The following is a 12,561-nucleotide window of genomic DNA, read 5'->3' on the forward strand; positions in this document are numbered from 1 at the left end:
ACCGACCCCCGGATGAACGAGGCCGCGTGGCGCGCCTTCGACCTGACGCGCGCCTGCGTCGCTTCTTGCGCGTCAGTCCGGCAGCCAGTGCAGCTCGTGCGCCAGGGTTTTGGCGACGGCCCGGATGCGGCGGTGTAGTGGCGACTGCTCGCGTGGGAGGACCAGGTGGATCGTCAGGCTGGGCGCGCCCCGCAGTGGTCGCCAGGTGAGACCGGCCAGTGATGCCGTGACCGCGGCTTCTCCGGCCGGGGCGAGGGTGACCCCGTCGCGCAGGTCGCGCTGAGACATGTCGAAAGAGACCGCGGGCGTGTGGAATCGGGGGTGTGGTCGGGTGTCTCGGAACAGTGCGGACAGCTGATCGTGGATCACGGGGTTGGCCGCACGGTCCGGGAGTCGCAGCGGATACGCGGCCGCGTCGGCGATCTCGATCTCCGGGTGTTCGGCCAGCGGATGGTGCTGCGCCAGCTGGACCCCGATGCGCTGACGCCGCAGCAGGAGCCGGCGCACGCCACGGCCCGGCTGTTCACCGCGGGTGATCCCGGCATCGATGCGGCCGTCGGCGACCGCGGGGGAGATCTCCGGTGTCGCCATCGGGACCGCGCCGACCTCGAGTCCGCTGTTGCCGCGAATCAGCCTGTCCACCAGGGCTGGTGCCGTCTCGGCCCCGGTGCTGAGGCTGTATCCGATGCGCAGCGTGCCCAGTTCACCGGCGGCCGCGCTCCGGGCGGTGTCCCATGCCCGGTCCAGCGCCGCCAGTGCGGGCGGCGCGGACTCCGCCAAAGCCGCACCGGCCGTGGTCAATACGACGCTACGCGTGTTGCGGACCAGCAGGGCCGTACCGAGTTCCGCCTCCAGTCGGCGCATCCGGGCGCTGAGTGCGGGCTGTGCGATACCGATCCGTGCGGCCGCGCGGGTGAAGTTCAACTCCTGCGCCAGCACCAGGAAGTAGCGCAGGCTCACCGTATCCGGCGCCACGTGCCCCTCCTGCCGATTGATAACGATCCGTTCTGAGTCTATCCCGTACCGGTCTTTCCCTCGACCGCACATCAAGCTTTAACCTGCGCATATGACGATTCAACTGACCGCAGTACTACCCATCGCACTCACGCACACCGCCGATTTCGAGTCCGCCCTCACGGTTCTCGCGAAGGCCGCGGCCACCGAGCCCGGTGTGCTCGACCATGGATTCTGGCGCGACCTGGACGGAGGTCGTCATGCATAGGTCGTTGGTCCTGTATTCCAAGCCCGTCGACCCTGACCACTTCCGCGACTACTACGTGAACAACCACCTTCCGCTGGTCAAGAATTGGCCCGGCCCGCTTGCGTGGCGCTACAGCTTCGACGTGGCGGCGACCGAGGGAGAAGCGCCGTATTTCGCGGTCTTCGAAGCCGACTTCGCTGACGCCGCCGCCATGGCCGCGGCGCGGGCGTCGCCGGAAGGCCAGCGGGTGGCCGCCGATGTCGTCAACTACGCCACCGGCGGTTTGGTCGTCATCCACTATCCGGTGCAGGACGGCACCGGCTGAGGCAGGCCGGTACGCTCCGGGACGCGTTCGGTCGGCCGCTTAAGGCCAGGTCCGGCTAGCGGCGGACGCCGTTGGCGGTTGCCTGTTCGTTGAGCGTCAAAGGTGGGCCGATGTCCTGGCGGGATGTCACGGTGGTTGATGCGTGCGTGCGGCGCGACGGCCGGGGCGGTAGCCCCACGTCCGTCACCGACGACGACCCGGCGGCGACGGACGCGGACCGGCGTGCTGTCGCTGCTGCGGCCGGCACCTCGCACGCGGCGTTCCTCGGCCCGGGGCGGACGCCGGACGGTGGCTGGCCGGTCCGGTTCTTCACCGCCACCGCCACCGCCGAACTGTCCGGCTGCGGCCACGGCACCGTTGCCGCGCAGGCCGTCCGGTTGACCCGCACCGCGCTGGGCGAGCTGAACGACCGCCAACACACCGGCGGGCGCACGTTCGACACCGTCGCGATCCGCCTCTCACCCGCCGCACGCCGGACCAGCTCGCAGCCCCCGCCCCCGGACGAGCGCGCCGCGATCGTCGCCGCGCTCGGGCTCACCGCGGACGACCCGCATGATCCGGGACCGCACCCTCGAAGGCCACGAGTCCGCCCGCAAGCGCGGCAAGACCATTGGCGGCGCGGGCGTCACCGACGACGACATGCTGTTCACCGCCCTGCGCCTATGTGACGAGGGGTTGAGCCTGCGCGACTTCGCGGCCCGGCTCGTCATCTCCAAGGGTGCGAAGAAGGGTCAGCACCCCTCGCCCGCCACCGTCCTGCGCATGCTGCGCGAACATGATGAACAAGTCGCCACGGCCGCGCATGCCCGAGCAGCCAAAGCTACCGGCGGGTTACTTGTTCCCTGGTGTCTGGGCTAGGACTTCGGGGCCGGCTCCGGTGGCGGACACGCAACTCCAGGTCCTCGTCGGGCAGCGCGGGCATAGTCCTCTGTCTGCATGAGGCCAGGGATATGCAGGAACTCCACGTCGTTCCGGTACGTGCCGTGGTAGTGAGCTGCGATCCGGCGTAGGCGCGCTTCACTCAGGCCCGCGTGGCATGGCTTCCTCCTCGCCCCCAACCGTCTTGGCGAAGATGACTTCGAAATTGCCCCGGCTCCACGGACTTTCCACAAAACGCGGTGATCAAAGTTCATAACTCAGCGTAAAGCTTGGCCTACTTCCGGGAGATGAAGTCCGGAGATCTGACAGAGAGCGGAAAGACGATGAACCAAATCGCCACGCCGGAAACAGGGGCCGCGCTCGGCGCGAATCCCGATTACGTACTCGGAAGCTCCGACTTGGAGCACCGGCGCCTTGTGTTGCAGGCACGGATTCTGCGCCCTTCGACCGAGCAGTTCCTGCGCTTGGGCGGTCTGAAGCCCGGCATGTCCGTCCTGGACCTTGGTTCAGGCGTGGGTGATGTCTCGATGCTGGCCGCCGCGATCGTGGGGCCGCGTGGCCGGGTCCTGGGCGTCGACCGCGATCCGGTGGTCACGGAGAAGGCCCGCCGCAGGGTGCGGAACGAAGGCTTCGACGGGAACATCGACTTCGCGGTCACCGAGCTCGACGACTTCGACTCCACAGAGCGTTTCGACGCCGTGGTGGGCCGCTTCGTCCTGCTGTACCAGAAGGACCCTGCCGCCACGCTCCGACGGTTCGCCCGGCTCCTGCGGCCGGGCGGGATTCTGGTGTTCCACGAGATCGACTTCACTGTGCAGAACCCCAGTTGGCCGCCGAGTCCTCTGTGGGACGACAGCTACGCGCTGCTCGCCAAGGCGTTCCGGGCCAACGGAACACCGCCGGACTTCGGGCGCCAGCTGAACCGCACCTTCCTCGATGCCGGACTGCCCGGCCCGATGGTCGAGTGCCATGCCTCGGTCGTGGTGGGCGGGGACTCGCCGATGGTCCCGTGGCTGGCGTACACGCTGCGCAGCCTCGAACCGGCGCTGGCGATGGCGGGCCTGTCCCTGCCCGCGGGCCTCGTCGCCGACGACACCCTGTCGGACTTCTTGGCGAAGGCCCTGACGGAACAGGGCGGTCAGGCTCTGGGGGCGTTGCAGTACGGCGCCTGGACCCGAATGCCGTAGGGCACCGTATCCACCTCCCATGTGACGTCCGAGTACCGCTTCGTGTCCAGGTCCTTCGGCAGACTCACATCGGAACCGTCTGCATCGGCTGAGGCCGATGCAGACGCCGATGCAGACGGGCTGCTCGACGCCGACGTTCCGGTTCGCTGGTTGATGTTTCCCCCGAACGGTTGTGCCTTGTAAGTTCACGTGTGCATACGGTTGTTTGTGATCCGTGGGTGACGGGGGACGGGGACGAAGGATGGCGGGCTACCGGCCGCGGGATTGGCATGTGCTGGATCTGGAGAAGGATCCGACGCCGGGTGATCCGGTCCGGGTGCGGTATCTGGCGCGGGTGTTGCACGATTTCGCGGATGACGTGTCTGAGGCGTTGCGTCTGGTGAAGGGCATGGCCGAGGACGATGTGGGGCTGGAGTGGGCGGGCAAGTCGGCGGCGGTGTTCAAGGAGCAGTTCTCCGGGGTTCCGAAGAATCTGAAGAAGCTGAAGAAGTCGTACGAGTTGTGCGGTGATGCGCTGGCGGCGTACTGGCCGAAGCTGGAACGCGCCCAGGCGCTCGCGGACAAGGCACTCGCCAAGGGCAGGGAAGCACGGGATGACCTTTCCTCCGCCCAGTCGCGGTTGTCGTCGGCGGACTCGTGGGTGACGCGGGCTGGCAAGGAAGCCGACAAGTACAAGGACGATCCGACTGGCAGTAAGAGCAGCACAGAGAAGCCGGATGAGGCGAAGGTGCGGGCCGCCACCCGGGATGTCCAGCACGCCCAAAGCGCCCATACCAAGGCGCAGTCGGACGTCACGGGTGCGCAGGATGCGTTGGACGCGGCGAAGAAGATGGCGGCGGATGCGCGGACGATGCGTGAGGAGGCGGCGCGGGAGGCGAAGTCGAAGATCGATGAGGCCTCGGATGCGGGCATTCAGAACCGGTCGTGGTGGGAGGATGTCGGGGACTGGTTTGAGGACAACTGGGACACGATCGTCACCGTCTGCAAGGTGGTCGTGGCCGTCCTCGGGATTGTCGCGATGATTGTCGGGGGGCCGATCCTCGGGGCGATCGTGCTGGTGGCCGCGCTCGTCGTGCTCGCCGACACGCTCTACAAATATTCCAAGGGCCAGGCGTCGCTATGGGATGTGGGGTTCGCGGCGCTGGACTGCATCCCGGGCATGAAGGGGCTGACCACGCTCGGCGGTCTGGCCAAGGGGCTGAAGGCTTTCGGCAAGACCGGCCTCAAGGGCATGGCCATGGGGCTCAAGGGGCTCGGCCCGGGCATGAAGAACCTGGGCCGCCAGATGAAGAACCTCTTCACCTGCGGCGACCCAATTGACATGGCCACCGGCCAGATGGTGATGTCGATCACCGACTTCACCCTGCCGGGCGTCCTGCCGCTCGTCATCGAGCGCAGTCACCGCACAGGGGTGGAGTCCGGACGCTGGTTCGGTGCCGGTTGGACGTCCACCCTCGACCAGCGGCTCCTGATCGATGACGACGGCGTCCGGTTCATCGGCACCGACGGCACAGTGCTGCACTACGCGGTTCCGGAGGCGGGCGAGCCGATGCGGCCGGTCTTCGGCCCCAACTGGCCTCTGCGCTGGGACGGCACGCCAGACGGAGAAGCCACCGTCCACCAGCCCCAGAGCGGCACGACGCTCGTTTTCCGCCGAGTGCCGGGCGGCCGCACCACGGAACTCCCGCTGGTCGGTCTCCAGGACCGCAACGGCAACACGATCGACATCCGTCACGCGGAGGACGGCTCCCCGTGCGAGGTGATCCATCAAGGCGGCTACCGGCTCGGAGTCACCGCCTCGTCCGGCCGTGTGGCGTCCCTGACGCTGCTCAGCGCTCCGGATCAGCCCTGCCTCATGACATACGAGTACGACGCACAGGGCCGTCTGATCGGCGTCGTCGACTCCTCCTCGGTTCCTCAGCGCTACAGCTACGACGACCGGCAGCGGGTCACCGGATGGCAGAGCAGGACCGGCGACTGGTACCGCTACGCCTACGACGAAGCCGGCCGCTGTGTCCGTACGGGCAGCGACAGCGGCGTTCTTGCGTACCGCTATGCCTACGACGACGAGACACGCACCACTGTCGCGACGGACTCCCTCGGGCAGCAGATCACCTACACCTTCGACGAGGACTTCCTCCCTGTCATCGAGACCGATCCGCTGGGGCACACCACCACCCGCGACTGGGACGAGTTCGGCCATCTGGTGGCCCTGACCGACCCTCTGGGGCGTACCACCCATTTCCACCACGACGACACCGGCAACATCACGGAGGTCGTGCGTCCGGACGGCGGCGTCGTGGCCAAGGAGTACAACGAGTACGGACAGATCACGAAGGTCACCCAGCCGGACGGCAGCACATGGAAGTCGGATTACGACGAGCGCGGCAACCGGGTGGCGGTCGCCGATCCCCTCGGCGCCACGACGGCCTTCACATTCGACGAGCACGGTGGTCTCATCGGCATCACCGACGCCCTCGGCAACCGCCGGCAGACGCTGGCCAACGACGCCGCGGGGCTGGTGGTCGGCATCGTCGACGCATTGGGAGCGCGGAACTCGCTTGTACGTGACGCGTTCGGTCGGATCGTCGAACTCGCCGACCCCTTCGGGGCGGTCACCCGGATCGGCTGGACCCCGGAGGGCCGGATCTCCTGGCGCCACTTGCCGAACGGGACCACGGAACACTGGTCGTACGACGCCGAGGGCAACCCTCTGGAATACCGTTCGTCGAACGGCCGCCACACGCGCTTCGAGAACACCCACTTCGATCTCTGCACCTTGCGCCAGAGCGAGGACGGGACGCTGGAACGCTTCCGGTACGACACCGAGCTGAGACTGAGGAGCGTCACCAACGCACAGGGCCGGGAGTGGAGTTACACCTATGACGGCGTAGGACGGGTGACATCCGAAACGGACTTCGACGGCCGGACCCTTACGTACCGTTATGACGCCGCCGGGCAGCTGGTCGAGCGGACCAACGGCGCGGGTCAGGTCACCGGGTTCCGGTACGACGCCATCGGCAACGTCATCGCGATGGAGGCCGACGGGACCGCCACGACGTATGAGTACGACATGCTCGGCAGGCTCGTACGGGCGCGCGGCGCCGATGTCGAACTCCGCGCGGAGCACGACGCCATGGGCCGGGTCCTGGCGGAGTCGTGGAACGGGCGGGAGGTGCGGTCCGAGTACGACCTCATCGGTCGCCGCGTCGCACGGCGCACACCGAGCGGCGCGCTCACCCGATGGATCTACGACGCCGAGCGGCGCTCCGTCGTGCAGCGGTCCGGGCAGCATGACGTCACGTTTCAGTACGACGTCGCCGGCCGCGAGGTCGAGCGGGTGCTCGGGGACGCCGCGCGCCTGACCCACGAGTGGGACGCCGAGCGGCTGCGTACCACACAGCGGCTCCAGACGGGGTCGGGCGACGTGCGCCGGCGCGCGTTCGATCACCGCCCCGACGGCATGCTCTCGTCGGTGACGGACTCACGTCTCGGTGAGCGGACCTTCACGTTCGACCCGGCCGGGAGGGTGACGGCCGCGCGAGGCGGCAGCGACGGCCGGGACGAGAGCTACCGGTTCGACGCCCTCGGCAACCTCACCGAATTCAGCACGTCAGCACCGGTGTACGACGAGGAGACCGGCCCCGGCGAGCGTACCTACTCGGGCACCCTGATCGAGCGGGCGGGCCGGACCCGCTACCGCCACGACGGGCAGGGCCGCGTCGTGCAGCGGACCACGAAGCTGCTGTCCGGCGGCACGCGCGTCTGGCGCTACGCCTGGAACACCGAGGACCAACTCACCGACGTCCTCACCCCTGACGGCCGTCACTGGCACTACGTGTACGACCCAGTGGGGCGACGCGTCGCCAAGCAGTTGCTGGGGGACGACGGTGCGACCGTCGTCGAGCAGATCTCCTTCTTCTGGGACGGCGACAATCTCGCCGAGCAGACGGACGGAACCCTCAGCATGTCGTGGGACTGGGGGGACGGGCCGGTCCCGATCGGCCAGCGTGTGCGCGACACCGGCCCGGTCGGGCCGGACACCGCGCAGCACGAGATCGACGAACGCTTCTACGCCATTGTCACCGACCTCATCGGGACGCCGACGGAACTCGTCGACCCCTGCGGAGAGGTCGTCTGGACGCAGTCGTCCACGCTCTGGGGCGTTCCCACGGAGCGGGCCGACGCACCGCGCGTCGATTGCCCGCTGCGCTTCCCGGGCCAGTACTTCGATGACGAAACCGGGCTGCATTACAACGTTCACCGTTATTACGAGCCCGGTACGGCACGCTATCTGAGTCCCGATCCTCTGGGCCGGACGCCGGGGCCCAACCACTATGCGTATGTGAAGAATCCGCTGCAGTGGAAGGACCCGTTGGGGCTCAAAGCGCCCTGCATGGTGGACCTCTTCCACGGGACGACCGGGGCCGGTGCGGACAACATCCTCGCCCGCGGGATCGATCCCCAGTTCAAGCCCCGGGAGATGGACTTCGGCGCGTACGGTTTCTACGTGACCAACAGTCCGCAGCAGGCCATCGACTGGGCGAAGAGGCTGGGGAAGAGGTACGACGATGTTCCCGCGGTTCTGCACTTCCGGGTACCCAAGAGCGAGTTGGACAAGCTGAACAGCAAGATCTTCGACGGCCCCAGTGATGAACTTGCCGACTTCATCCGGCATCATCGAAGCGGCGGGGACATGCACGGCTATGACATGGTCGAAGGTCCGATGCTGAGAAACGTCCCCGCGTTCCTCGACGGGAAACCCGGCGTGTTCAACGGGCATCAAATGGCGATCTTCACCGATCGCGCAGCCCAATTGTTTGACAATTCATTCGTACGGAGAGTGGGTCCATCGTGAGGACTGAGGAATTCCTCATCGAACTTGATGAGGGAATGCTCGACTACTTCCGGCAGATCGCCGAGGAGATGGTCGGCCGGTTCGGAATCTCCCGAGCCGAAGCGGTGGCCAGGATCAACGCGACGTACGAGGGGGAGGAGATCGAACCCTATCCCGACCTCATGTGCCACGAACCGGCGAAGTACTGGGCCTATGGTCTCTACTTCGAGCCGAGAGAGGGTCAGTTGCCGTACGGCGCTCCCGGAGAGAATCTTTCCGAGTGGGCAGTGCGGCCGGCTCCCCCCGCCGACTCGCATGTCTGGACGCTCAAGGAGTGAGCCGGGGGCTCATGCGCTGCCCACGGACTCGACGGCCCCACCGAGGTGGACGCCTCGTTCGAGCTCGGCGGGCGTCGCGGCCCAGCTCGACGGCGAACGACCCCGGAGCTGTACGCGGCGCTGCGCGCCGAGGGCACCGGCGGCTTCGCCGAGGACGCCATCAGGGACACGCTCAGGTTCGTGCCGTTCCGGAAGTGCGCGATCTCTACGCAGTTGTTGCCGTCCCGCCGGAGAAGGACGACTTCTGCCAGTTGTCAGGGGTGGTCACAGTGCGCCGGACGGTCCAGGTACGAGCACGACGCACCGGGTCGGGTGGTGCGGCATACGCGCGTTCTGCTGTCCGGTGGGTCGCGCACCTGGCTGTTCACCTGGGACGCGGAGGACCGTCTGCGGACGGTTACCACCCCGGACGGAAGCCGCTGGCGCTACCGTTACGACCCGCTGGGTAGGCGCATCGCCAAGGAACTCCTCTCCGCGGATGGCGAAAGGGTGGTCGAGCGCGCCGATTTCGCCTGGGACGGTACCCCGCTGGCGGAGGAGAGCCGATCGAGCGCCCCCGGGATGGGCGAGATCTGCACCACGACCTGGGACTGGAGCCGGGTAGTGACCGTCCCCTCGTGCAGCGCACCCGTTCGGGGGAGCGGTGGGACGACGAGGCGTGACCGACGAGATGGGGAATGCAGCCTGGCGTTCCCGGCACACTCTGTACTTCGACGCCGAGACAGGGCTCCACTACAGCCATCACCGCTATGTGGTCAACCCGCTCGTCTTGCTCCTTGCGAGGAACTCTCATGGATCTCACCGGTCATTCGACTGATTACATCGTGGACGCGTCATTTCCGGAGGCAATGCGGGGCTTCGCCCATCAGGCACAGCGGCGGTGGCCAGGACTGTTCCTGTACGGGGAGCCGCTTCCGCCCGGCGCAGCGGAAGACTGGCGTGGAGGACTTCTGGGAAGACAACGGCTACTCGCTCGACGCCACACGGCAAGGACCGTATGCCGTCTTCTATCGACTCCACGCGCAGTCGCTGTACGCGACGACCGTGTCCGGAGTCCGCCTGGGCTCCCCGGAATCCGAGGAGAACCTCGAAGGCACGAGGCTCCTGTTGTCCGCGTACTACGCCGTCAGCCTGCTCACACCCGAGGATCCCGCCGTCGATCCATTCTCCGGAGGAATCGTGGACGATTTCGTAGCGTCCTTCGGAGTGACCAGTGGAACCTGGCGAGGGGTGTGACCAGGAAAGTCCGGTATGGCATTCGGAGTGCGACGGGTGACGGACGTAGGCCGGGCGGGACGTCCGAATTCGACTGGAAGCGGCAAGGTCTTTCGGGTATCGAGGATCTCGCGGCCGTGGACGCCGCGTTCGAGCAGCGGCGAGCAGCATCTCGGCACGGCGGTGACCGGGCTGGCCTTCATGTGCCCGTCGGAAGTGGCATCGCCGGAGATCGTGCGGTCGATGCGGGTGTTGGACGCCGTGCGGCGGGAGTTTGCGTTCACCGCGGCGGGTACCGTAGGTGCGGCTCAATGGTGAGCTGGCCCCGAGGCTCTAACGGGAGTGTTCCTCGGCAGGTTGAAAAAAGACTCACTATCCGAGAGCGCGGTACAAGTGACGGCAGAAGAAACCTGGGAAGCGGCGAAGCGTAGATACCCAGTGGGGTCCGACGCCCACGGCAGAGTCAAGGCACGGTTCCCCTTCGGTGTCTTTGTGGAACTCGACGCCGCTCCCGGGTGCAACGGATTCATCGATCTCTTGTCGTACAACCCGGACGGCACCATCAATGACCTCGCAGCCCCTGCCGTTCCGTTGCCCGAGGTCGGGGAGATCGTCGAGGGAATCGTCGCGATACACGTCGACCGCGACAGGCAGATCCGTATCCGGGTCGGCGCTCCGTTCTGGGAGTCGTGATCGCCGTCGCATTCAGGCCGCTGAGCGTCAACTCTCTGTCTTCAGGGCCTTGATGAACGCAGAGAAGGCTCCGGGGGGGAAGGAGACAGTGCCTTGGGTCGGGTCCTTCGAGTCCCGTATCGCGACTCGGGTGTGCAGGTTTGCTATCTCGACGCAGGCGTTGCCGTCCCCGCTGCCGGAGAAGGAGGATTTCTGCCAGTTGACGGGGGTGGTCACGGTTCGCCTCACAGTTCCTTCGCCAGCCTGTGGATGAAGTCGCGCGACCGTTGGGGGTCGAGCGATGCGGCCTCCATCCTACGGAAAAGTGTTCGAAACGTGCCGAGTTGGGCTTCGGAGTCGATGAAGCCCGCGCCCTGAGGGCCGTCGCGTACGACCGTGTCCAGCTTGGGCACGGTGCCACCCGCGTACACCATCGCGCTGTCGGCGCCGGCGAAACCATCCAGGTCGAACGGAATAACGCGCACGGTGATGTGATCTGCTTCCGAGAACTCCAGGATGTGTACGAGCTGAACCCGAGATGCGACGCGGTCACCGACCCGGATGCGTAGTGCCGACTCGTGTATCACGGCCTCGTAGGGGGTCGGCTGGGGGCCTTCGAGGATAACGCGGCGATCCAACCGGTGTCGGACGCGCAAGTCGAGCTCGTTCTCCGGGAGTTCCGGCACTCTGTATCCGAGGATCCCGCGGGCGTAGTCCTCTGTCTGGAGCAGGCCGGGGACGTGCAGAAAGTCCACGTCCCAGCGGTAGGTGGCGTGATGCTCCAGCTCGGACAGGTCCAGAAAAGACGTCGGTAGCAGCCCCCGGTACTCCTCCCACCAGCCGCGCGTCCGGTTGGTGGCCATCGTGACCAGTGCCGCGATCAACTCCTCGTTAGTGCAGGCGTAGTGAGCAGCGAGACTGCGAACGCGGGTCGCGCTCACTCCCGCGATGCCGGACTCGATCTGGCTCATCTGGACGGAGTCGGCTCCGAGCAGCGCGGCGGCTTCACGTGCCTTGAGCCCTGCGGCCTCCCGCAGTTTGCGCAGTTCAGCACCAAGACGTGCCTGTCGTGCGGTCGGCTGCGGCCGACGCGGCATGGTTTCCTCCTCGCCATCAACTGCCTGGAGGCAGCGACTCGTTCGAGGGCAAGATTACGGCAGCGGCTTGCAAAGTCCTAAATTGAGGTCCTACCGTCAGTGACGCGACGCACACGCTGCGGAACGCCGGGACCCCCGGAAGCGCACCGCCCCGTCCTGCCACGACGGCTGCGGCACTGCCACCGCCCGTCACCGCCACAGATCCCGCCAGCCTTCCCTTTCTCTGACAGGAGTTCAGCCATGCCCGAAAACGAACCCTGGGAGTACACCTTGTACATCCCGAACGACCCCCGAGCCGTCACCGTCAGCCGCCGCACTCTCCGTCTGATCCTCACGATGCACGGCCTGATCCGCCTCGTCGACACCGCCGAGTTGCTCGCAACGGAGCTGATTACCAACTCCGTACGGCACACCAAGGGGCCTGCTGCGCTACGTGTTTCCTGGTCGGCCGGCGTGCTGCGGATCGGGGCGTGGGATGCCGACCCCGAACCGCCCGAACCGCCGGGGAAGTTGGAGCAGCTCACCGAGCTGGAGGAGGGGCGCGGGCTCGCTCTCGTTCGGGCCTGTGCCGACCTGTGGGGGTGGCAGCCGCTGACCAGAGGCGGCCACCGGGGCAAGTACGTGTGGTGTGAGTGCGCCATGGAGGCGCCTTGATGTATCCCCGGTTGAGCCGGGAGGAATTCGGAGAGTATTCCTGGGTCAAATGACTTACCCAGAGCTGAAAGGTGATGGGGACCGTAGCATGTCAGGAAATCGGTGGCCGGGTCCAGGTGTCAGGGACGGTGCACCGAGAGACCCGCGCGATACGGC

Annotated in this window: 13 protein-coding genes and 1 pseudogene; 11 read left to right on the top strand and 3 right to left on the bottom strand. The window is 66.8% G+C overall.

Going from position 1 to position 12,561, the window contains the following annotated elements:
* Nucleotides 1-72: 72 nt before the first annotated feature.
* Nucleotides 73-975 (bottom strand): LysR family transcriptional regulator, encoded by a 903-nt coding sequence (locus AB0I77_RS32985; protein WP_363286392.1) that lies wholly within the window; start codon nucleotides 973-975, stop codon nucleotides 73-75.
* 91 nt (nucleotides 976-1,066) lie between these two features.
* On the opposite strand from AB0I77_RS32985, the gene AB0I77_RS32990 reads away from it, so the two are divergent.
* The 10 genes and pseudogenes from AB0I77_RS32990 to AB0I77_RS33035 all read left to right on the top strand — a co-directional run bounded on the left by AB0I77_RS32990 (nucleotide 1,067) and on the right by AB0I77_RS33035 (nucleotide 10,675).
* Nucleotides 1,067-1,222 carry a hypothetical protein gene (locus tag AB0I77_RS32990; RefSeq protein ID WP_363286393.1) on the top strand — a complete coding sequence of 52 codons (156 nt, stop codon included), beginning with the start codon at nucleotides 1,067-1,069 and terminating at the stop codon, nucleotides 1,220-1,222.
* Nucleotides 1,215-1,526 carry an EthD family reductase gene (locus AB0I77_RS32995; protein WP_363286394.1) on the top strand — a complete coding sequence of 104 codons (312 nt, stop codon included), beginning with the start codon at nucleotides 1,215-1,217 and terminating at the stop codon, nucleotides 1,524-1,526. The genes AB0I77_RS32990 and AB0I77_RS32995 overlap by 8 nt, the downstream gene beginning before the upstream one ends.
* A 110-nt stretch (nucleotides 1,527-1,636) precedes the next feature.
* Nucleotides 1,637-2,194, top strand: coding sequence for a PhzF family phenazine biosynthesis protein (locus AB0I77_RS33000; protein ID WP_363286395.1), 558 nt, complete (start codon nucleotides 1,637-1,639; stop codon nucleotides 2,192-2,194).
* Nucleotides 2,079-2,384 (top strand): hypothetical protein, encoded by a 306-nt coding sequence (locus AB0I77_RS33005; protein ID WP_363286419.1) that lies wholly within the window; start codon nucleotides 2,079-2,081, stop codon nucleotides 2,382-2,384. Before AB0I77_RS33000 ends, AB0I77_RS33005 begins: the two co-directional genes overlap by 116 nt.
* 344 nt (nucleotides 2,385-2,728) lie before the next feature.
* On the top strand, nucleotides 2,729-3,592 hold the full coding sequence (locus tag AB0I77_RS33010; RefSeq protein ID WP_363286396.1) for a class I SAM-dependent methyltransferase: 864 nt from the start codon (nucleotides 2,729-2,731) through the stop codon (nucleotides 3,590-3,592).
* A 271-nt stretch (nucleotides 3,593-3,863) separates the two neighbouring features.
* Nucleotides 3,864-8,450, top strand: a complete 4,587-nt coding sequence (locus AB0I77_RS33015) for an RHS repeat-associated core domain-containing protein (protein ID WP_363286398.1) — start codon at nucleotides 3,864-3,866, stop codon at nucleotides 8,448-8,450.
* Complete coding sequence (locus AB0I77_RS33020) at nucleotides 8,447-8,767, top strand: hypothetical protein (RefSeq protein WP_363286399.1); 321 nt, start codon at nucleotides 8,447-8,449, stop codon at nucleotides 8,765-8,767. The genes AB0I77_RS33015 and AB0I77_RS33020 overlap by 4 nt, the downstream gene beginning before the upstream one ends.
* Before the next feature lie 315 nt (nucleotides 8,768-9,082).
* Nucleotides 9,083-9,238: pseudogene (locus AB0I77_RS33025) on the top strand (RHS repeat domain-containing protein); the annotation flags it as partial.
* 468 nt (nucleotides 9,239-9,706) lie between these two features.
* Entirely contained in the window at nucleotides 9,707-10,003 is a 297-nt protein-coding gene (locus AB0I77_RS33030; RefSeq protein WP_363286420.1) for a hypothetical protein, read from the top strand.
* Between the two features lie 372 nt (nucleotides 10,004-10,375).
* On the top strand, nucleotides 10,376-10,675 hold the full coding sequence (locus AB0I77_RS33035; protein ID WP_363286401.1) for a hypothetical protein: 300 nt from the start codon (nucleotides 10,376-10,378) through the stop codon (nucleotides 10,673-10,675).
* Nucleotides 10,676-10,702: 27 nt separating this feature from the next.
* Here the strand turns inward: AB0I77_RS33035 and AB0I77_RS33040 are convergent, their stop codons facing one another.
* A complete protein-coding gene (locus AB0I77_RS33040; protein ID WP_363286402.1) occupies nucleotides 10,703-10,903 on the bottom strand; it encodes a DUF397 domain-containing protein in 201 nt (66 codons plus the stop codon).
* On the bottom strand, nucleotides 10,900-11,751 hold the full coding sequence (locus AB0I77_RS33045) for a helix-turn-helix transcriptional regulator (RefSeq protein WP_363286403.1): 852 nt from the start codon (nucleotides 11,749-11,751) through the stop codon (nucleotides 10,900-10,902). The genes AB0I77_RS33040 and AB0I77_RS33045 overlap by 4 nt, the downstream gene beginning before the upstream one ends.
* 240 nt (nucleotides 11,752-11,991) lie before the next feature.
* Here AB0I77_RS33045 and AB0I77_RS33050 point away from each other — a divergent pair, with 240 nt between their 5' ends.
* Nucleotides 11,992-12,405, top strand: coding sequence for an ATP-binding protein (locus AB0I77_RS33050; protein ID WP_363286404.1), 414 nt, complete (start codon nucleotides 11,992-11,994; stop codon nucleotides 12,403-12,405).
* Nucleotides 12,406-12,561 lie beyond the last annotated feature (156 nt).

It is taken from the genome of Streptomyces sp. NPDC050619, assembly GCF_040654815.1.
GTDB lineage: Bacteria > Actinomycetota > Actinomycetes > Streptomycetales > Streptomycetaceae > Streptomyces.

Excerpts from the sequence above, each read along its gene's own strand:
- AB0I77_RS32990 (WP_363286393.1), top strand. The coding sequence starts at position 1,067 with ATGACGATTCAACTGACCGCAGTACTACCCATCGCACTCACGCACACC.
- AB0I77_RS32995 (WP_363286394.1), top strand. The coding sequence starts at position 1,215 with ATGCATAGGTCGTTGGTCCTGTATTCCAAGCCCGTCGACCCTGACCAC.
- AB0I77_RS33000 (WP_363286395.1), top strand. The coding sequence starts at position 1,637 with ATGTCCTGGCGGGATGTCACGGTGGTTGATGCGTGCGTGCGGCGCGAC.
- AB0I77_RS33005 (WP_363286419.1), top strand. The coding sequence starts at position 2,079 with ATGATCCGGGACCGCACCCTCGAAGGCCACGAGTCCGCCCGCAAGCGC.
- AB0I77_RS33010 (WP_363286396.1), top strand. The coding sequence starts at position 2,729 with ATGAACCAAATCGCCACGCCGGAAACAGGGGCCGCGCTCGGCGCGAAT.
- AB0I77_RS33045 (WP_363286403.1), bottom strand. The coding sequence starts at position 11,751 with ATGCCGCGTCGGCCGCAGCCGACCGCACGACAGGCACGTCTTGGTGCT.
- AB0I77_RS33050 (WP_363286404.1), top strand. The coding sequence starts at position 11,992 with ATGCCCGAAAACGAACCCTGGGAGTACACCTTGTACATCCCGAACGAC.